Here is a 20,015-nt window from a genome sequence, read left to right on the forward strand (position 1 = left end):
AGGCTGGCGGCGGATAATCCGGCTAACCTGATAAGCCCGATAGGGCATCTGCCGGAGGAAACGAGCAATGGCCGCGAAGAAGATCCTGATGCTGGTCGGCGACTACGCCGAAGACTACGAAACCATGGTGCCGTTCCAGGCGCTGTCGATGGTCGGCCACCTGGTGCACGCGGTTTGCCCGGACAAGAAGGCCGGTCAGTCGGTGCGCACGGCCATCCATGACTTCGAGGGTGACCAGACCTACAGCGAAAAACCCGGGCACAACTTTGCCCTGAATGCCGACTTCGCTGGCGTGCGCGCCGAAGATTACGACGCGTTGCTGATTCCCGGTGGCCGCGCCCCCGAGTACCTGCGCCTGAACGCCAAGGTGATCGAACTGGTCCAGGCCTTCGATGCGGCGAAGAAGCCGATCGCCGCCGTCTGTCACGGCGCCCAACTGCTGGCCGCCGCCGGCGTGCTCAAGGGCCGCGCGTGCAGCGCCTACCCGGCCTGCGGTCCGGAAGTGCGCCTGGCGGGCGGTGAGTATGTGGATATCCCGGTGGACGCTGCCCATGTCGAAGGTAACCTGGTCACCGCGCCGGCGTGGCCGGCGCACCCGGCGTGGCTGGCGAAGTTCCTCGAACTGCTGGGCACCCGCATCAGCCTGTAAGCGGACCGCGCAGCGAAGGAGCCGTGTATGTGTGAACTCTACGTGAAGGCCGACCCCATTCTGTACGAGTCGCGCTCGCGTTCATTGCGCATTCGCGGCGTGGTCACCACCCTGCGTCTGGAGAACCAGTTCTGGGACATCCTGCGGGAGATCGCCGAGGTCGACGGCATGACCACCAACCAGTTGATCAGCAAGCTCTACGACGAGGTGATGGACTACCGCGGCGAAGTGGTCAACTTCGCCTCCTTCCTGCGCGTCAGCTGTACGCGCTACCTGGCGCAACGCCGCGCCACCGTGCACGAGTTGCCTCGGGCGCGGGCATAGGCGGGTTGAGCCTGCGAAACCCATGCTGTCGAGAAGGGCTATCGCTTCGCTCAAACCATCCCACGAGGCGTTTCCCGACGCCATGAAAAAGCCCGGCACATGGCCGGGCTTTTTCATGGGGCGAAGGTGAAGGCTTACTTCACTTCCACCGCCAGGCTCTGGGCGATCTTGTCTTTCCAGATCGCCGGGCCGGTGATGTGCACCGACTCGCCTTTGGTATCGACTGCGACCGTCACCGGCATGTCCTTCACGTCGAACTCGTAGATCGCTTCCATGCCCAGTTCGGCGAAGGCCAGGACCTTGGACTTCTTGATCGCCTGGGCCACCAGGTAGGCGGCGCCGCCGACAGCCATCAGGTACACGGCCTTGTTGTCCTTGATCGCTTCGATGGCGATGGGACCGCGCTCGGACTTGCCGATCATGCCCAGCAGACCGGTCTGCTCGAGGATCTGGCGGGTGAACTTGTCCATGCGGGTCGCGGTGGTCGGACCAGCCGGGCCAACCACTTCGTCACGCACCGGATCGACCGGGCCGACGTAGTAGATGAAGCGACCTTTGAGGTCCACCGGCAGCGCTTCGCCCTTGTTCAGCATGTCGACCATGCGCTTGTGCGCGGCGTCGCGGCCGGTGAGCATCTTGCCGTTGAGCAGCAGGGTTTCGCCCGGCTTCCAGCTCTGCACTTCTTCCGGGGTGATCTTGTCCAGGTCGACACGGCGCGCGGAGGGGCCGGCTTCCCAGACGATTTCCGGGTAGGCGTCCAGCGGCGGGGCTTCCAGGGTGGCCGGGCCGGAGCCGTCGAGCACGAAGTGAGCGTGGCGGGTCGCGGCGCAGTTGGGGATCATGCACACCGGCAGCGAGGCGGCGTGGGTCGGGTAGTCCATTATCTTGACGTCGAGCACGGTGGTCAGGCCGCCCAGGCCCTGGGCGCCGATGCCCAGCTGGTTGACCTTCTCGAACAGCTCGAGGCGCAGTTCCTCGATGCGGTTCTGCGGGCCGCGGGCCTTCAGCTCGTGGATGTCGATCGGGTCCATCAGGACCTCTTTGGCCATCACCGCGGCCTTCTCGGCGGTACCGCCGATGCCGATGCCGAGCATGCCCGGCGGGCACCAGCCAGCGCCCATGGTCGGGACGGTCTTCAGGACCCAGTCGACGATGGAGTCGGACGGGTTGAGCATGGCCATCTTCGACTTGTTCTCCGAGCCGCCGCCCTTGGCCGCGACATCGACCTCGACCTTGTCGCCGGGGACGATGGAGTAGTGGATCACCGCCGGGGTGTTGTCCTTGGTGTTCTTACGCGCACCGGCCGGGTCGGCCAGGATGGAGGCGCGCAGGACGTTCTCCGGCAGGTTGTAGGCGCGACGCACGCCTTCGTTGATCATATCGTCGACGCTCATGGTGGCGCCGTCCCAGCGGACGTCCATGCCCACGCGCACGAACACGGTGACGATACCGGTGTCCTGGCAGATCGGGCGGTGGCCGGTGGCGCACATGCGCGAGTTGATCAGGATCTGTGCCATGGAATCGCGGGCTGCCGGCGACTCTTCGCGCAGGTAGGCCTCATGCATGGCCTGGATGAAATCGACCGGGTGGTAGTAGGAGATGAACTGCAGGGCATCGGCGACGCTCTGGATGAGGTCGTCTTGCTTGATCACGGCCATGGAGCACGGTCCTCTTCAGGCGGGTATGTCAGGCGGGTATGTTCAGGCGGGAAAGCCGGGACAGCAGCTTTGGCCGGTCAGGCGCCGGCGCAAAAAGGCGCCGTAGTATAGCGCCGTGCCGGGGCCGGGCGCACCCGCCAGCGATCCGACCTTGGTCGGCAAGCGCCCGCTTTCCGATCGGCTAGGCACGCTTATACTTTGATAGTAGAGTGGAGGCCAGGTGCCATTACGGGATGGAGCCCCATGAGCACACCGAGTCCTCCGCTCAAGCAGCGTGCCCTCCAAAGACTGTTCGTCAGGCGATTCGGCATGGCCCTCGGCACTTACGCCATGGCTCAGGTGCTGTTGTGGCTGACCGTCTTCGGCGATTTCTATCGCGGCTCGCTGGGCGTCGCCGTCGCAGCCAGCCTGGTCGCGGTGGATAGCCAACTGGTCTTCCTCTGGCTGTTCCTCAGCGGCCGCAACCAGCGTTTCGTCGATGCCAGCCTCACCGAGCCGCAAGTGCTGGTGGCGATCGTCTGGAACACCTTCTTCCTCGCGCACGTCGACAGCGTGCGCGGGACCCTCATGGTCATCTACGTGCTCATCCTGCTGTTCGGCGTGTTCCAGTTGCCGCCGCGGGTCTTTGCCCGCTGCGCCGCGCTGGCCTTCATTGCCTTCGCCGGCCTGAACCTGTGGGAGGCCTACCAGCAGCGCTTGCAGATGCCGGGGCAGGCGATCCTGCAGTTGATGGTGCTGTTCGTCGTGATGATCTGGCTGACCCTGTTCGCCGGTTATGTCCAGGCCCTGCGCCAGCGCATGCGTCAGCGCCGTTATGCGCTGCAAGCGCACCAGGACACGCTGCGCGGAATGATGCGCCAACTGGAAGACCTGGTAGCCACCGATGAGCTGACCGGCCTGTTCAACCGTCGCCACTTCCTGCGCATGGCCTGCCGTGCCCTGGAGGAAATGGGGGAGAACCAGTGTCACGGCCTGGCCTTGATCGACCTGGATCACTTCAAACGCATCAATGACGTTCACGGCCACGCCGCTGGCGACCGTGTGCTGCAGACCTTCGCCGCGGTGGCGCGCGCGTGCCTGCGCGAAGGTGACGTGCTGGCGCGCTATGGTGGCGAGGAATTCGTCCTGCTCCTCCCGAATGCCGACGCCGACCGGCTGATGGCCTGTTGCGAACGCTTGCGCCTGGCCTACTCCAACGCCGAACCCATGGGCGTGAACATCGAGGCGCTCAGCCTGTCCGCCGGCATGACTCTGCTGGCAGCCGATGACAATCTCGACGAAGCCTTGCAGCGGGCCGATCAGGCGCTCTACCGTGCCAAACGCAGCGGACGTAACCGCTGCGATGCGGCATGGGAGGAGAGCGATGCCTGAACTGCAAGTCGGGAGCCAGCGGTGGACGGTGGCTCCCGGCGTCAATCTTCTGGATGCCCTGCGCGCCCAGGGCATTGCGATTCCCTTTAGCTGCCGTGCGGGGAGTTGCCACGCCTGCATGGTGCGTTGCAGCCGCGGCGAGTTGCTCGATGCCCTTCCCGAGGCATTGGATGGCGCGCGGCGCGCCGAGGGCTGGCGGTTGTCCTGCCAGTGCCGGGTGGTCGGGGACGTGTGTATCGAGGTCTTCGATCCATTGCGCGATGGCCTGCCGGCACAGGTCGTGGAGTTACACTGGCCGGCGGCGGGGATTCTCCGCTTGCGCCTGAAGCCCCAGAGCCCGCTGCGCTACCGCGCCGGCCAACACCTGGTCCTGTGGAGCGACAGCGGTGTGGCTCGGCCCTACTCCCTGGCCAGCCTGCCGGACGACGATCCCTGGCTGGAGTTCCACATCGACTGCCACGCGCCCGGCGCCTTCTGTGACGCTGCACGGCGCTTGCGCGAGGGCGACAGCCTGCGCCTGGGCGAGCTGCGGGGCGGTGCCCTGCATTACGATCCTGACTGGCAGGAGCGGCCGCTGCTGCTGATGGCCAGTGGAACCGGCCTGGCGCCGCTCTGGGGCATTCTGCGGCAGGCCCTGCGCGACAGACACCAGGGGCCGATTCACCTGGTCCACCTGGCGCGCAGTCCGGCCGAGCATTACTTGGCCGGTGAGCTGGCGGCATTGGCGCTGGCGCATGCCGACGTGCAGGTGAGTCTGGTCCTGCCGGCCGATCTGGACGTGTTTCTGGCGCAATTCCGCCTTGTTTCCCGACGAACCATCGCCTTACTCTGCGGCCAGCCTGCCAGCGTCGAACGCTTTGCCCGCCACCTTTATCTGGCCGGTGTGCCGCGGGGTCAGACGCTGGCAGACGTGTTTCTATCCCACGCCTGAGACGGGCCGCCGAGCCCGACCGTGATTGCCTGCTGCCAAGGAGTTGCCATGAGCCAACAGATTCTCGTCGAGCGCGAACAGGGGTTGCTGAGCCTGCGCCTGAACCGTGCGGACAAGATGAACGCGCTGACCCGGGACATGTACGCGGCCCTGGCCGACGCCCTGGAGGCTGCGGAGAGCGACCGCAGCGTGCGCGCCGTGCTGATCGCTGGCAACGCCGAATGCTTCACTGCCGGCAACGATATTCCCGACTTCCTGCAGCACCCACCGACAGGGGCGGAGAGCCCGGTGTTCCGCTTCATGCGCGCGCTCATGGAGTTCAGCAAACCCGTCCTGGCCGCGGTGGCCGGTCCCGCGGTCGGCATCGGCACGACGCTGTTGCTGCACTGTGACCAGGTCTTCGTCAGTCGCGACAGCAAACTGAAGATGCCCTTCGTCAATCTGGGGCTCTGCCCGGAGTTCGGCTCCAGTTTCCTGGTGCCGCGCCTGCTAGGTCATGCGCGGGCCGCCAGCCTGCTGATGCGTGGCGAGGGCTTCACCGGCGAGCAGGCCGTGGCCATGGGGCTGGCCAACGAGGCCTTGGCGGATGGCGCGGCGGCATTGCAGCGTGCCCGTGAGGTGGGGCTGAGTCTGCAGGGACTGCCGCCGGCGGCCTTGGCGTTGAGCAAGCGCCTGCTCAAGGCACCTTACATCGATGAACTGCGTCAGGTGGTGGCCGAAGAAGGACGCCTGTTCGTCGAGCGGTTGAGTTCGCCCGAGGCCCTCGAAGCCCTCAGTGCGTTCACCCAGCGCCGTCAACCGGACTTCTCGCGCTTCGCCTGACTCACTGAGTTGTCCACGCCGCTCGCTACTCACAAATTGTGTGGAAAGCCCTGTGGATAAGCTTGGGGCCAAGTTGCCGAAGCCAGTTGCCACGTGGCCTGCCTGACATTGATCGGCTTTTGATCGCAGGCTGCCATTGCGCGGCGGGGCAGTCTCGTTGAGCTGGCAAGCGCTTGATTGAGTTGGCGATTTGTCGTTTTGCACAGGCTGTCGGCGGTCACCTCGGCCTGGCTACAGGGTTGCCCACAATAACTGTGGGAAGAGTTGTGGATAAGCTTGGGAGCAAATGCCAGGAGCCCGTAGTCTGCTGGTTTTGCTTGGGCTGAGCGGGAATTGAACGATGGGCGCTTTGCCTGCCATGGCGCTCCAGCCGAGGCGCGGTGATTGGCGCCAGCGGCGCGCCAACCTCAAAGGAGGGCGATAAGGGCTTCCAGCGCTGCCGCCTGGCTATCCGCCAGGTCGATGATATGGAATCCCGCCCAGCCGAGCTGGCCGTCGCTACCGCCTCGGCTCCACAGGCAGTCGGCGCCCAGCTCGATCTCGCCCAGCTCATGCAGGGGAGGGTGTGGCACGAGACGGCATTCCAGCACCGAGTCGGCGGCCGGGACTTCGCTGCCGCAGAGCATGAAGCCCTCGCTGGACAGATCGGCCAGGCGGCCGAGGCAGCGTCCGGAGTAGCGGTCGAAGACCTCTACGGTGAGGTCTGTGCGGCGCCGTTCATGCTGGCGGCGTTCTTCCATCATTTACTCCTTGGGCTGCGGGCGGTTGCGCCCGGCGAGGCGTTGCAACATGCGATAGATGGCTCCGAGAGCCCGGTCCACTAGGGGTGGTCCCTGCTCTTCGACGGCCAGGCGCACCTTGCCTTGTTCCATTTCCAGGGCCAACTGACCAATGGGTTTGACCGCGACGCGCTGGCCCAGGTGGTCGACGAACATATAGTTGTGCGTCGTTGGGCTGAACCAGGACAGCTTCAGGCGCCGCGGCGGGACGCTGTCGGTGAATTCGAACCAGGTGCCGAACTCCAGGTGGCGAAGCTTTTCCAGGAGTTCCTGGCTGTGTTCGGCAAGGCTCGCTTGGGTGGTGCGCTGGAATTCGCCTTCTTCGCCGAGCATGGCGCCAAGCGGGCTTTCCGGTAGTTCCGGGCGCAGGCTGTCGGCGATCTCCGGCTGCTTCGCCTGGATGGCATGCTGGCAGGCGACCAGGTCTTGCAGGAGACGACGGATACCGTCCTCATGGTAGCCGCCGAGCACTTCCAGGCCCTTGCGCAAATCCTCCAGCAAAGGCACTCGCAGCGTCAGCAGGCGCTCGCGGCCGGCATTGTCCAGGGGCGTCACGCTCCAGGCCAGTTGCTCGGCCACCTCGCAGGCGCGTCGCCATTCCTCGCTGTGTTCGCCATTGCGCAGGAGGATGAAGGTCAGCGCATCGCTCCAGCTGAGTTCGAGAAAATTGCGCACGATCTTGGGAAGCTCGCGGCCCTGGATCGCGCGGGTGACCACGTCGATGGCTTGTTCGCGCGCGCCCAGCAGACGATCGCGACCACGTGCCGCCTCCACCGCGCGGCGCTCACGCAGTTCGGCCTTCTGGCGGATGTTGGTGGTGTATTCGTTGAACTCGCCGAGCAGTTCGTCGAACAGACGCAGGTCGCCGACGAAGTCCTGAATGACCCGCTCGACCACCCAGTGCATCTTGGCCAGCAGACCGCGTTCTTCCCCCTCGCCACCATAGAGCGAGCCGGCCTGTGCCATGGCATTGAGCAGGCGGCGGGCCGGGTGGTGATGCTGGGTGAACAGCGCTTTGTCCTGAAGGGCAACCTTCAGGTAGGGCGTGTGCAGGTGAGAAAGCGTGGTTTTGCAACTGTCCGGCAGGCTTTCGTCGTCGAGGATGAAGTCGAAGACCATGCCGACCAGATCGACGACATCGGCCTCTTGCTCGGTCAGTCTGTTCTGTCCCGGGCGTGCGCTGGCGGCCTCCAGTTGCTGATGCAACTCGAGTTTGACCTGCTGGACGGCCTGCGGCTGCCGCAGCCGTTGCGCCAAGTCCTGGGCAGACAGGCGCTGCAGGCGATTCAGCGCCTCCAGTAGCTCCTGGGCGCTATAGGTGCGTGTGGCGGTCCGCGGCGCGAGGCTGGCGATGCTTTGGCTGTTGCCTAAACGTTCCTGTCCGCTGCGGCGGTGCTCGGCGAGCAGTACGTTGAGTCCGCTATAAAGTGCTTGCTGGTTGTTCGGTGGACTGGCCGGAAGCGCGCTCGCATCGGAGGCCGTGCCTGTGGCGGCGGGCTCCTGCACGGGCGCCCCGGCCCCGGAGCTCTCGACGGGAGCGGCAACCGTGCTCCCGGCGGAGCCTTGCGGCCGTGCGGGCGGGTGCGTTCCGGACAGTGGTCGGTATTTCAGGTTGGGCAGGATGCCGGCATCGATCAGCCGCTGATTGAGTTGATCGTAAAGCGGACTGAGGTTGCGCATCACCTGCTGGTCGAAAAGCACATAGAGGATGGTCTTGATGCGCAGCGCGAAGGGGCTTTGCGCCAGGGTCTCGCGAAAGGTCTGGGCAATCGCCTGCGGGCCGAAGGGGTTGCGGTCCTCGCCGAGCTTGCTGCCGTTGTTCAACAGCGCCAGGCGTTGGTCGAGGGCGAATAGCGCCTGGGCGCATTGGCCCTTGACCTGGTTGACCATGTTGGTGATCAGCAGGGTCTCTTCATATTCATCGTTGCCGACCAGGGTCAGCTGCTCTACATCCAGCTCTGCGAATGGAGCCGGTGGGGGCAGGCTACCTTGCAGGAAGTCGCTGAGCCCCTTGGCAAAGCGCTGGTGGTAGGAGCGCTCCAAGGCGGGGCGTTGGCGGCGGATTTCCCGCATGCTGTCGAAAAACAGGGCCTGGACCTGGTTGTTCTCTGCCTTATCCGCGCACTCGAATAGGGTGTCATCGACTAGAGAGAACACGCCGCCCAGCAGCTCGGCCAAGCGGTTCATCGTGAGTTGCCGGCAACTCTGCACCAGTTCACCGAATCGCGGCTGGATTGCCCGGCTGGCCAGAGTGGAGAGGTGCGGCGTGTCCTTCGAGCTCATGGGCTGTCCTGTCCGCGATTACCGCCAAATGTATCGACGACGATCATTTTGTTTTAAGCAGATATAGCAATCACGATACACGCCTGCAAAGGAGAAAAACTTTTTGGATCAGAGGGTTGACATGCTCTTCGATAACCGTAAAATGGCGCGCCTCTGATACGGGAAACGGCGCAGCCGAAACTGTAGAGGAGATTGGAAGTCTCGTCGTTCCGCGATAGCTCAGTCGGTAGAGCAAGTGACTGTTAATCACTGGGTCCCTGGTTCGAGTCCAGGTCGCGGAGCCAACTTCCAAGCGGGGTATAGCGCAGTCCGGTAGCGCGCCTGCTTTGGGAGCAGGATGTCGGGAGTTCGAATCTCTCTACCCCGACCAAATCAAGGGTCGTTAGCTCAGTCGGTAGAGCAGTTGGCTTTTAACCAATTGGTCGTAGGTTCGAATCCTACACGACCCACCATTTTCACCGCGGTTGTGCGGTGCTAGGAAGTGAAGCTGTTCAGCACACCTCTAGCTAGCAGCCGTGTGGAGCGAGTTTCAGGACCGCTCCGAAGTGATCTCAATATGAAATAGCCCGCCTTTTTAGGCGGGCTATTTCGTTTCTGCTTCCCTCCCTCTGAAATACAGCGGCTAGGCATACGACACCCCCTTGGCGATCGACGCGTTCAGATGGCGGCCTGATGCCATATCTGATGCCCGGCGCTGGAGCATATTGGCTCATGTCGAGTGCCGTGCCTTTGCCTGCTGATCGCCGTTGCCTTTCGTCTGGTGGGGGGCTGGCCGCATCGTTCGGCTGTTGCCCTGCTCGGCTTTACCAGCGCCTTAGCCGGATCAATTCCGTGTCAAGGTGGACAGCGCGCCTGCAGAGAGCAGCGCCGCTGCAGAGGCCAAACCAGTTGCTCCGGTTGCTTCCTCTAAGGGCGCAGTGTCACAGATCCGGGGCGTCCATTCGCCTGCTCATCTGCCGGGGGATTTTCCAGCCGATGCTGTTGATAGCTCGCCGCGCCTGAGCGCCAGAAGCACGCAATCGTTCTTCTATCAATGGTTCGGACTTTCGTATTCAGTCCCTTCCTCTCCGCGATGGGGTGGTCGTAGCGAGCAGTGGAAACCCAAAGCCAGCAAGGGCTGGAATATCGGCGACCTTCCTCGCCAGTCGGTGGCTTCATCTGCGTGTCCCTCAATTCGGACTGGAAATATCTGTAGCGGATTACGGTTCCTCAGAAGAGAAAATCGCGGTGAGCATCTGTTGGCGGCGGATTCGACGGCGCTGATGGAAAATTTGAACCATTTTGTAGGCAATATCTAAAACTGCGTCTGAAACTCCTTCGTATTGATTGTCGCTCTAGTGTGAGTGATTGAAATAGGCCATCTTAGCGAACAAAGAAGGATCGAAGAGGTAGGGTTGCATTCATAAGAAGTTGCTCACCCCAAGAATGTGAAATGGAATTCACGTGCCCTGACTGAAGAGCTTCGTATTGGGCGGCTAATGCTGTGAATTCCAGTCTTGTCTGTTTTTGTAATGGCGCTTGTCGTTGCAATGATGTCTGGAGGGTTTTATGGCTTCAAATAGCTTCCAAAATGAAGTGCCAAAGGCGCGGGTCAATATCAAGCTCGACTTGCACACTGGCGGTGCGCAGAAGAAAGTCGAACTACCACTGAAATTGATGCTGATGGGCGATTACAGCAATGGTAGAGAGCAACGCCCGCTGTCTGAAAGAAGCAAGATAAATATCAATAAGAATAATTTTGACAGCGTCTTGCATGAGTTTTCTCCTCGGCTGAATCTGGCGGCGCCTAATACTTTGGCGGAGGATGACTCCGAAACCTCCGTCGAACTGACTTTCCAAAGCATGAAGGACTTCGAGCCGGAGCAGGTGGCGCGGCAAATCCCCCAGCTGCGAGCGCTGCTGGCCATGCGCAATCTGCTGCGCGACCTCAAATCGAACCTGTTGGACAACGCCACCTTCCGCCACGAACTGGAGCGAATCCTCAAGGATGACGCGTTGAGTGACGAACTGCGAGCGGAGCTGGCTGCTCTGGCTCCGCAAGAAGATCGTTAATTTCCCCGGTTCGCATTATTTGGGAGTTTCCTTGATGTCCGTAGAACATGATTCCGCGCAAGCGCGTGGTGCAGCCGTATTTGCAGAAGATAATCGAGGCGTATATTCCGCCTTGTTCAGCAAGATTAATCTGAGTCCGGTATCCGAACTGGGCGGTATTGAGAATTTTCAGAATACCGACGCATTGTCCGAGGCTTCCGCTGATGAGCGAGTCACGGCCGCAGTCAGCGTGTTCCTGAATCTACTCAAAAGATCGTCGCAGAAGATCGAACGTCTGGATAAGGCTCTTTTGGATGAACATATCGCGTCGTTGGATGCGCAGATCAGTCGCCAGCTCGATGCGGTGATGCACCATCCTGACTTCCAGCGTGTCGAGTCGACTTGGCGCGGGGTGAAGTCACTGATCGATCAGACCGATTTCCGTCAGAATGTCCGCATCGAGTTGTTGGATATCAGCAAAGAACATCTGGTGCAAGATTTCGAGGATGTACCGGAGATTTCTCAGGGCGGCCTCTATGTACACACCTACACCCAGGAGTACGACACTCCGGGCGGTGAGCCGATTGCCGCGGCTATTTCCAATTACGAATTCGATCGTAGCCCTCAGGATATTACCTTGTTGCGCAATATCTCCAAGGTCGCGGCAGCTGCGCATATGCCCTTCATCGGATCGGTGGGGCCGGCATTCTTCGGCAAGGAGTCAATGGAAGAAGTTGCCGCAATCAAAGACATCGGCAACTACTTCGACCGCGCCGAATACATCAAGTGGAAGTCGTTCCGCGACAGTGACGATGCTCGTTACATCGGCCTGACCATGCCCCGCGTGCTGGGACGTCTGCCCTATGGCCCGGATACCATTCCGGTTCGCAGCTTCAACTATATCGAGAGCGTCAAGGGCCCTGATCACGGCAAGTACCTCTGGACCAACGCGTCGTTCGCCTTCGCTGCAAACATGGTGAAGAGCTTCATCACGAATGGTTGGTGCGTGCAGATTCGCGGGCCTCAATCTGGCGGAGCGGTCACCGATTTACCGATTCATCTATACGATCTGGGCACTGGCAATCAGGTAAAGATTCCCTCGGAAGTGATGATTCCGGAAACCCGTGAGTTCGAGTTCGCCAACCTCGGCTTCATCCCGCTGTCGTACTACAAGAACCGCGACTACGCGTGTTTCTTCTCGGCAAACTCTACCCAGAAACCGGCGCTGTATGACACCGCCGACGCCACCGCCAACAGCCGAATCAATGCCCGCCTGCCGTATATCTTCCTGCTGTCGCGCATCGCGCATTATCTGAAGCTTATCCAGCGCGAGAACATCGGTACCACCAAAGACCGTCGCTTGCTGGAACTGGAGCTGAACAAGTGGGTCGGCGGGCTGGTCACCGAGATGACCGATCCGGGAGATGACCTGCAGGCCTCGCACCCACTGCGTGACGCGAAGGTGACGGTGGAGGACATCGAGGACAATCCGGGCTTCTTCCGCGTCAAGCTGTATGCCGTCCCTCACTTCCAGGTGGAAGGCATGGACGTCAACCTGTCGCTGGTTTCGCAGATGCCCAAGGCGAAAGCCTAAGTCACTCCGTAGGGAAAGGACGCCATGAAGATCGACCGCCCCCTATGGGCTGCGGGGGCATTGTTGTCCCCGCAGCAATTCCAGCAGCAGGCGCGCTGGGAGGCCTGGACCAACGAGTGTGTCGCGCAGTTGTCCCTGGTACACCCCTGGGGCGTGCAATCGGTGGCATTCGACCTGGATGCCTTGCGCCTGGGCAAACTCAAGGCGACTCAAGTGCGGGTGCGCATGCCCGATGGCACTCTGATCGATACCGATCATGCGGATCGCCTGCCCCCCGCACTAGAGTTGTCCCGGCTGCTGCCCGATGGCGCCCAAAACGCCACGTTGCACCTGGCTCTGCCGCTGGAGCAGGCCAATGGCAACAACTGCGTGCTCGACGGCGCCAGGGCTGATCGGCCGACGCGCTATCGCCAGGATTGGCGTCAGGTACAGGACATCTATGGCGATGAAGCGCAGTCGATCGGCGTGCTGGAGCACCTGCTGAGCCTGCGTTTGGACAGCGACGAGAATGGTGACTACCTGACCTGCCCGGTGGCGCGGCTGGCCCGCGATGGGCAAGGCGCCTGGAACCTCGATCTCGATTACGTGCCGCCGCTGCTCAGCTTCGCTGCCCATCCGGGCCTGCTGGTGCAACTGGATAACCTGTTGACCCAGTTATCCGCCAAGCGCCAGCGCTTGATGGGCATGCGCCGCGAGAGCAACCAGCGCATGGCCGATTTCGCCGTGGCCGATGTGTCGCTGTTCTGGCTGCTCAATGCCTTGAACACCTACCAACCGGTACTGGCCGACCTCAAGGCTCACCCTGCGCGGCACCCCGAGCAGGTCTACCTGGAGCTGGTCAAACTGGCCGGCAGCTTGCTGACCTTCTCGCTGGAACACGATATCGACAAGATTCCAGCCTACCGGCACGAGCACCTGGCGGCCGTATTCCCGCCGTTGATGAGCACCATCTCCACCTTGCTGGAGGCCAGCCTGCCGTCGCGGGTCATCGCGCTGGCGCTTGAAGAGCGCGGGGCGAACCGCTGGCAGGTCACCCTCAACGACGCGCGCTTGCGCGAGCACGACGGGGCTGATTTTTACCTGTCCGTGCGCTGCCGAATGCCCGCCGCGCAGTTGCAGATTCAGTTCCCGCGCCTGTGCAAGGTCGGCACGCCGGATGAGGTCGATCGACTGGTCAATGCCGCGCTCGACGGTGTCCCGCTGCAGCCGCTCAGCCATGTGCCGGCGGCGATTCCACTGCGATTGGAGAACCAATACTTCGCGCTTGACCTCGGCCACGCCACGGGCCGGGCCATGCTGGCCGAAGGAGTCTGTGCCTTCTACGTTCCGGGCACTCTCGCCGATGTGAAGCTGGAACTCTTCGCGGTGCTGCGCGCATGAGCCTGAGAGCCAATAACCACGCCAAGTCGAGGCTGGACATCGACGCCCTGTTGCAGGACAGCTATCTGCTGGTGGTGGAGTTGCGCCAGGGCGCGTCGGCGCAGAACAGCCAGGATCTGTGGAAGCGCTGCGCGAAGCAGATCGAGCAGGTTCGTCAGCGCCTCAAGGATGCCGGCGTGAGCCAGCGCAACATCGACCACATCAGCCACGCCCAGTGCGCCCTGCTGGATGAAACCGTGCTCAGTTGCGCCAAGGACGAGGCGCATGCCGCCTGGGCGAGCGAGCCACTGCAAGCCAGGTTCTTCAGCCGTCACCAGGCTGGCGAGTTTCTCTATGAAGACATGCGCGACGTGCTGCGCGAGCCGGTGCCCGATCCTCTGGTGCTGACTGCCTTCCAGCGCGTGTTGATGCTGGGCTTTCAGGGGCGCTACCGCGATCCGCAGGACCCCGAGCGCGAGCAACTGCTGGCAGCGCTGAATGCGCAGGTGGCGCCACTGGACATGGCCCATGCGCTACCGACGCGCGTGGATGTCAGCCAGCAAATGACTATCCGCCGCTGGCTGCGTTCACCGCTGGTCCATGTCCTGGCGGCGGGCTTGTTGCTGCTAGGCGTCTGGTGGGGCTTGGATCGCCTGTTGGGCGGCGTGATCGCCACGCTGTTACCCGGCCAGGTGTGAGGGGCCCAGATGACGCTCAAGCTGACACGTGGTTTATGGCTATGGGCCGGAACGCTTGCGCTGGTGCTATTGGCGATCATCCCGTTTACGGGGTGGACGCGTACATGGGCAGGTCTGCTCGTCGTGCTCATCGTTGCCCTGGCCTGGCTTTGGGCCGGGCGACGAGCGCGACGCCAGCGCCAGGCCTTGGCCCTTGTGGACAACATCGCGTTGCCGCCAGCCGCATACCGGCAACCCGTGGTTTTGGTCTGTGGCGACGGTCTCGCCGGCCTGTTTGGCGCGAGTCCCGCTGAACACTTGGCCCTGCGCACGAGCGAGCAAGGTTGCTACCTCCGGGTTTCTAGCCTCGAGCGACTGCCGGCGGTGACCGATAGCGTGCTGGCGCACCGACCGCATTGGGGCGGTCAGCTCAGTGTCCTCTTCATCATCAACCCCGCTGAGCAGACTGACGGCGCGGAGTTGGCCGGCCGGGTGCGGGCCTTCCGCCATCAGTTGGCGCTGATTCGCAAGCGCGGTATAGCGCTGCCACTGCTTCTGGTGAGCTATCTGCAGGCCCGGCGAGGCGAGGGGCCATGGTTCAGTTGGGAGTCGGGGCAGACCAACCCCAGCGTGCGCGAGACCGGCGCTTGCACTGGCCTGGCCGATTGGCAGCGGCAGGCTGCCGATTCCGCCACGCATGCAGCCAGGTTGCGCACTTGCGTGCAATTGCACAGCGCCGCTGCCTGGGTGGCGGAAATGGTGCTGCCATACCTAGTGAAGCGCGACAGCCGCGATCCGGCCTGTGTCGCTGTGGCCTGTGCCATCACCATGGTGCCGGCATTGCCCCAGGCGGTGGCTGGCAACCTGCGGCAGCAATGGCTGCGCGACAAGATCGCGTTGGCTGACCTGGGGCCGGCTCCGCTCGCCGCGGAGGCGCGGTTACCTTTCCCCGATCCATTGCTGCATTTGCTACCCACCTACGCCCATGACTCCCCGATGCGCCGCGCGAGTGTGATCGCATTGTGGTCATTCGTGCTGGCCAGCGTGGCCGCCTTGGCGAGTTCGGCTTGGCAAAACACCCTATTGGCGCGCCAGGTCACCGATGACTTGCGCCGATACGCGGCCATTCCTCAGCCGGCGCATCGTGAGCAGCCCGAGTTCGCCCTGCGCGAGCAGGCGGTGGCCGTGCTCCGCAAGGATGCGGCGCGCCTGGACAACTACTACCGCCACGGCGAACCCCTGGCGCTGGGCCTGGGCCTTTATCGCGGCGAGCGTCTGCGCACGCCCTTGCTGTCGGCGATCGCCGATTACCGAGAGCCGCCGGCGCCGCCAGTGGCCAGCAAGATTCCCGCTCCCGTGCGCCTGGACAGCCTGTCCTTGTTCGGCGTGGGGAGCGCCGAACTCAAACCGGGCTCGACCAAGGTACTGATCAACGCGCTGGTCGACATCAAGGCCCAGGTCGGCTGGCTGATCGTCATCGCCGGCCATACCGATGCCACCGGCAACGCCGAGCAGAACCTTCAGCTATCTCGCGCCCGGGCCGGGGCTGTACGCGACTGGATGCAACGCATGGGCGACATCCCCGACAGCTGCTTCGCCGTCCAGGGCTTCGGCGCCAGCCAGCCGATCGCCAGCAATGACACCGAGGCCGGGCGCGCGGCCAACCGTCGCGTCGATATCCGTCTGGTGCCGGAGGTGGGGGCCTGTGCGCTCTCCACTGCGGGGCCGGATAGGCAACACCCGTCGCACCAGGCGGCATTCACCCCCCAATAGAAGGAGCTTCACATGGCAATTCCCGTTTACCTGTGGCTGCAAGACGACGGCGGCGCGGACATCAAGGGTTCGGTGGACGTGCAAAAGCGCGAAGGCAGCATCGAAGTGGTGGCCCAGGACCACAGCCTCTACATCCCCACCGACAACAACACCGGCAAGCTGACTGGCACCCGGGTCCACACCCCGTTCCTGTTCACCAAGGAAATCGATGCCTCCAGCCCCTACCTGTACAAGGCCGTGACTACCGGTCAGACCCTCAAGAGCGCCGAGTTCAAGTGGTACCGCATTGACGACGCCGGCCAGGAAGTCGAGTACTTCATCACCAAGCTGGAGAACGTCAAGGTGGTCAAGGTCGCGCCGAAAATGCACGACGTCAAAGATCCATCCAAGGAGAAGCACAACCACCTGGAACAGGTCGAACTGCGCTACGAGAAGATCACCTGGACCTACAAGGACGGCAACATCATTCACGCCGACTCTTGGAACGAGCGCCAGAGCGCTTGATGCGGGACAACCCGCAGACGGCCCCCGTTTGCGGGTTCCAGTGCGCAGGGTCGAGCGTCCGTTCGCGGGCGTTCGACCAAGCGCATCGAGCTTCCCATCGAGCACCTGCATAGCCCTGTACGCGCCAAGAACCCAGGACAAGGACGCACCCGCATGGCACAGAATTCCGCCAGTTTGCTTCGTCGCCTCAACCCATACTGCGCCCAGGCGCTGAGCGCTGCGGCATCGCTATGCCAGAGCCGCGCCCATGCGCAGATCAGCATCGAGCACTGGCTGCTCAAACTGCTGGAGCAAGGGGAGGGCGACCTGACCTTCATCGCGCGCCGCTACGAATGGGACTTGGACGCCCTCTGGCAGGGCCTGCTCGACCATCTGGACCGACTGCCGCGCAGCGTGCAGAGCAAGCCACAGCTCTGCGCCAAGCTGCAGCAACTGATCAAGAACGCCTGGCTGCGTGCATCGCTGGACGATCACAACGACAGCCTGCGCTCCGCGCACCTGCTCGGCGCGCTCCTGGAGACTCCCGGCCTGCTCGCCTGCGAAGCCGCGTGGCCATTGCTCAGTCTCGGAGAAACCCAGTTGCAACGTTTGTTGCCGTTGCTCGACCAACACTCCGAAGAGCGCCCGCAGGTCCAGCAGGAAAACGCCCTGAGCCAGAGCGTGGCATCCGCCAGCCAAGCCCTGACGCCAACCACCCCGGCGACGCGGCACGATGCCTTGCAGGCCGTGCTCGACAAGTTCACCCAGGATGTCACCAGCAAGGCCAGGGAAGGGCGGATCGATCCGGTGTTCGGCCGTGACGACGAAATCCGCCAGGTCATCGATATCCTCAGCCGTCGGCGCAAGAACAACCCGATTCTGGTCGGCGAACCCGGGGTCGGCAAGACAGCCCTGGTCGAAGGCCTGGCCCTGCGCATCGCCGAAGGCGCGGTGCCGGACAGCCTCAAGCCAGTCAGCGTGCGCACCCTCGACCTCGGCTTGCTGCAAGCCGGCGCCGGCGTCAAAGGCGAATTCGAACAACGCTTGAAGAACGTCATCGACGCGGTGCAGCAGTCGGCGATCCCGGTACTGCTGTTCATCGACGAGGCCCATACCCTGATCGGCGCCGGCAACCAGGCGGGCGGCGCCGATGCGGCGAACCTGCTCAAGCCGGCTCTGGCCCGTGGCGAGCTGCGCACCATCGCCGCCACGACCTGGAGCGAATACAAACAGTACTTCGAGCGCGATGCGGCGCTGGAGCGGCGCTTCCAGATGGTCAAGGTCGACGAGCCGGACGACGCCAATGCCTGCCTCATGCTGCGTGGCCTCAAGGCACGCTACGCCAGCCACCACGGCGTACACATCCAGGACGCCGCGGTGCAGGCCGCGGTCAGCCTGTCGCGGCGCTATCTGAGCGGCCGCCAACTGCCGGATAAGGCCGTCGACCTGCTCGATACCGCCAGCGCACGCGTGCGCATGAGCCTCGACTGCGAACCGCAGGCGCTGGTCCGCCTCAAGGCCCGGCGGGCAGCCCTGGAACTGGAGCGGCAGGCCCTGGAGGAAGACACGCGGCTCATCGGCGGCAGCACCGGCGAGCACCTGGCGCTGATCGCCGAGCAGTACGCCGAGCTGGATCAGCGGCAAAGCGAACTGGAACAGCAATACCGGCGTGAACTCGACCTGACCCAGCGACTGCTCGCCGCGCGTCAGGCCAAGCCGCTTCAGATGGACAGCTGCGCGGAACTGCAGCGACAACTGGCGCGGGTCCAAGGCAACCAGCCGCTGCTGTCGCTCGACGTGAACGGACGCAGCGTGGCGGAAGTGATCGCTGACTGGACCGGCGTGCCGCTGGGCAGCCTGCTCAAGGACGAACACGCCAGCTTGCTGGAGCTGGAGCAGCGACTGGGCGAGCGTGTCATCGGTCAGGAGCATGCCTTGGGCGCCCTGGCCCAGCGCTTGCGCGCGGCCAAGACCGGCCTGAGCGAAGAGAAGGCCCCGCTGGGCGTCTTCCTGCTGGTCGGCAGCAGCGGCGTCGGCAAGACCGAAACCGCCCTGGCCCTGGCCGACAGCCTGTTCGGCGGCGAAAAGTCGCTCATCACCCTCAACCTGTCCGAATACCAGGAAGCCCACACCGTCAGTCAACTCAAGGGCTCGCCACCTGGCTACGTCGGCTATGGCCAAGGCGGCGTGCTCACAGAAGCGGTACGCCAGCGGCCGTACAGCGTGGTGCTGCTCGACGAGGTGGAGAAAGCCCATCGCGACGTGCTCAATCTTTTCTACCAAGTCTTCGATCGTGGCTTCATGCGCGATGGCGAAGGGCGTGAAATCGACTTCCGCAACACCGTCATCCTCATGACCTCCAACCTCGGTAGCGACGCGCTGCAAGCCTGCCTGCAAGAGCAGCCCGAGGCGCCGGACAGCACCCTGCACGAACTGCTGCGGCCGATCCTCCGCGAGCATTTCCAGCCGGCCCTGCTGGCACGCTTCCAGACCCTGATCTACCGCCCGCTGCAGGCCGACGCACTGAGGCGCATCGTCGCCATCAAGCTTGCCCAGGTCGCCAGGCGCCTGCAACGCCACTACGGCCTGGCCTGCCAGATCGGCGACAGCCTCAACGACGCCCTGGTCGCCGCCTGCCTGCTGCCCGACAGCGGCGCGCGCAACATCGACAGCCTGCTCAACCAACAGATCCTGCCGGTGCTCAGCCAACAGCTACTGCAACGCCAGGCGGCCCGGCAGAAAGCCCAGGGCGTGACCCTGAGTTACAGCGACGTGGAAGGCATCACCCTGCACTTCACCGACGCACAGGACGTGGCGCAGCCGGCGCCCCAGGAGGCCTGAACATGCTCGACGAACTGCGTACCTTCTTCGATCACAGCCGGCACAAGCTGCGCGTTCGCGGCATCGAGGCGAGGCTCGACGTACTGGCCTTCGAGGGCGAGGAGGGCCTGAGCCAGCCGTTCAGCTACCGCGTGGAATTCACCTGCAGCGAACGCGATATCGGCGCCGACCGGCTGCTCGGCCAAGACGCCAGTTTCAGCCTCCATGCGCCGCCGCAGAACTTGCCATTCGGCGGCCTCAGCCTGCCCCCGGTCCAGCCGCTGCGCACCCTTCATGGCGTGGTCAGCGGCTTCAGGCGTCTCTCCGCCTCCAACGACGAGGCCCGCTACGAAATCACCCTGGAGCCGCGCCTGGCGCTGCTTCGCAATGGCCGGCAATACCGCATCTACCAACACCAGTCGGTGCCGGAAATCGTCGAGGGCATCCTGCGCAGCCGGCAT

The 20,015-nt window shown here is 63.4% G+C and carries 16 protein-coding genes and 3 tRNA genes; 16 read left to right on the forward strand and 3 right to left on the reverse strand.

The features are described 5' to 3' along the window. Positions 1-67 precede the first annotated feature (67 nt). Together BLQ74_RS24945 and BLQ74_RS24950 are read left to right on the forward strand one after the other, a co-directional pair. Positions 68-649, forward strand: a complete 582-nt coding sequence (locus BLQ74_RS24945) for a DJ-1/PfpI family protein (protein WP_090267924.1) — start codon at positions 68-70, stop codon at positions 647-649. A gap of 27 nt (positions 650-676) precedes the next feature. Next, positions 677-973 carry a ribbon-helix-helix domain-containing protein gene (locus tag BLQ74_RS24950; RefSeq protein WP_090267926.1) on the forward strand — a complete coding sequence of 99 codons (297 nt, stop codon included), beginning with the start codon at positions 677-679 and terminating at the stop codon, positions 971-973. 134 nt (positions 974-1,107) lie between these two features. Here the strand turns inward: BLQ74_RS24950 and BLQ74_RS24955 are convergent, their stop codons facing one another. Beyond that, the gene (locus BLQ74_RS24955) at positions 1,108-2,631 is read right to left on the reverse strand and encodes a fumarate hydratase (RefSeq protein WP_090267928.1); all 1,524 of its coding nucleotides are present in this window, start codon (positions 2,629-2,631) and stop codon (positions 1,108-1,110) included. A 243-nt stretch (positions 2,632-2,874) separates the two neighbouring features. Between BLQ74_RS24955 and BLQ74_RS24960 the strand changes: the two genes are divergently transcribed. From BLQ74_RS24960 to BLQ74_RS24970, 3 genes are read left to right on the forward strand one after another with little or no spacing between them, the layout of a single operon-like run. Beyond that, positions 2,875-4,002 (forward strand): GGDEF domain-containing protein, encoded by a 1,128-nt coding sequence (locus tag BLQ74_RS24960; RefSeq protein ID WP_090267930.1) that lies wholly within the window; start codon positions 2,875-2,877, stop codon positions 4,000-4,002. After that, a complete protein-coding gene (locus tag BLQ74_RS24965) occupies positions 3,995-4,933 on the forward strand; it encodes an iron-sulfur-binding ferredoxin reductase (protein WP_090267932.1) in 939 nt (312 codons plus the stop codon). The genes BLQ74_RS24960 and BLQ74_RS24965 overlap by 8 nt, the downstream gene beginning before the upstream one ends. 48 nt (positions 4,934-4,981) lie before the next feature. Further along, positions 4,982-5,755: an enoyl-CoA hydratase gene (locus tag BLQ74_RS24970; protein ID WP_090267934.1), complete on the forward strand. Its 774-nt coding sequence runs from the start codon at positions 4,982-4,984 to the stop codon at positions 5,753-5,755. 407 nt (positions 5,756-6,162) lie between these two features. On the opposite strand, the gene BLQ74_RS24975 is transcribed toward BLQ74_RS24970, so the two are convergent. Together BLQ74_RS24975 and BLQ74_RS24980 are read right to left on the reverse strand one after the other, a co-directional pair. After that, positions 6,163-6,495, reverse strand: a complete 333-nt coding sequence (locus tag BLQ74_RS24975) for a PilZ domain-containing protein (protein ID WP_090267936.1) — start codon at positions 6,493-6,495, stop codon at positions 6,163-6,165. Positions 6,496-6,498: 3 nt separating this feature from the next. Further along, the gene (locus BLQ74_RS24980) at positions 6,499-8,817 is read right to left on the reverse strand and encodes a DUF1631 domain-containing protein (RefSeq protein ID WP_090267937.1); all 2,319 of its coding nucleotides are present in this window, start codon (positions 8,815-8,817) and stop codon (positions 6,499-6,501) included. A 208-nt stretch (positions 8,818-9,025) separates the two neighbouring features. Between BLQ74_RS24980 and BLQ74_RS24985 the strand changes: the two genes are divergently transcribed. The 11 genes from BLQ74_RS24985 to BLQ74_RS25035 form a co-directional block, all read left to right on the forward strand. Further along, positions 9,026-9,101: transfer RNA gene (locus tag BLQ74_RS24985), tRNA-Asn, on the forward strand. Positions 9,102-9,110: 9 nt separating this feature from the next. Beyond that, a tRNA-Pro gene (locus BLQ74_RS24990) sits at positions 9,111-9,187 on the forward strand. Positions 9,188-9,193: 6 nt separating this feature from the next. Next, positions 9,194-9,269, forward strand: a tRNA-Lys gene (locus BLQ74_RS24995). Between the two features lie 1,096 nt (positions 9,270-10,365). After that, entirely contained in the window at positions 10,366-10,869 is a 504-nt protein-coding gene (tssB, locus tag BLQ74_RS25000; RefSeq protein ID WP_090267939.1) for a type VI secretion system contractile sheath small subunit, read from the forward strand. 34 nt (positions 10,870-10,903) lie between these two features. Then, a complete protein-coding gene (gene tssC / locus BLQ74_RS25005) occupies positions 10,904-12,442 on the forward strand; it encodes a type VI secretion system contractile sheath large subunit (protein WP_090267940.1) in 1,539 nt (512 codons plus the stop codon). Between the two features lie 24 nt (positions 12,443-12,466). Further along, positions 12,467-13,822: a type VI secretion system baseplate subunit TssK gene (gene tssK / locus BLQ74_RS25010; protein WP_090267942.1), complete on the forward strand. Its 1,356-nt coding sequence runs from the start codon at positions 12,467-12,469 to the stop codon at positions 13,820-13,822. Beyond that, the gene (tssL, locus tag BLQ74_RS25015; protein ID WP_090267944.1) at positions 13,819-14,499 is read left to right on the forward strand and encodes a type VI secretion system protein TssL, short form; all 681 of its coding nucleotides are present in this window, start codon (positions 13,819-13,821) and stop codon (positions 14,497-14,499) included. The genes tssK and tssL overlap by 4 nt, the downstream gene beginning before the upstream one ends. Before the next feature lie 9 nt (positions 14,500-14,508). Beyond that, complete coding sequence (locus BLQ74_RS25020; RefSeq protein WP_090267945.1) at positions 14,509-16,251, forward strand: OmpA family protein; 1,743 nt, start codon at positions 14,509-14,511, stop codon at positions 16,249-16,251. 12 nt (positions 16,252-16,263) lie between these two features. Further along, positions 16,264-16,755 carry an Hcp family type VI secretion system effector gene (locus tag BLQ74_RS25025; RefSeq protein ID WP_090267947.1) on the forward strand — a complete coding sequence of 164 codons (492 nt, stop codon included), beginning with the start codon at positions 16,264-16,266 and terminating at the stop codon, positions 16,753-16,755. Positions 16,756-16,908: 153 nt separating this feature from the next. Further along, a complete protein-coding gene (tssH, locus tag BLQ74_RS25030; RefSeq protein WP_090267948.1) occupies positions 16,909-19,575 on the forward strand; it encodes a type VI secretion system ATPase TssH in 2,667 nt (888 codons plus the stop codon). A 2-nt stretch (positions 19,576-19,577) separates the two neighbouring features. Further along, the coding region (locus BLQ74_RS25035) for a contractile injection system protein, VgrG/Pvc8 family (protein ID WP_280139899.1) at positions 19,578-20,015 on the forward strand (438 nt) is incomplete at its 3' end.

Source organism: Pseudomonas panipatensis, from assembly GCF_900099785.1.
In the GTDB taxonomy this organism is placed as follows: Bacteria; Pseudomonadota; Gammaproteobacteria; order Pseudomonadales; family Pseudomonadaceae; genus Pseudomonas; species Pseudomonas panipatensis.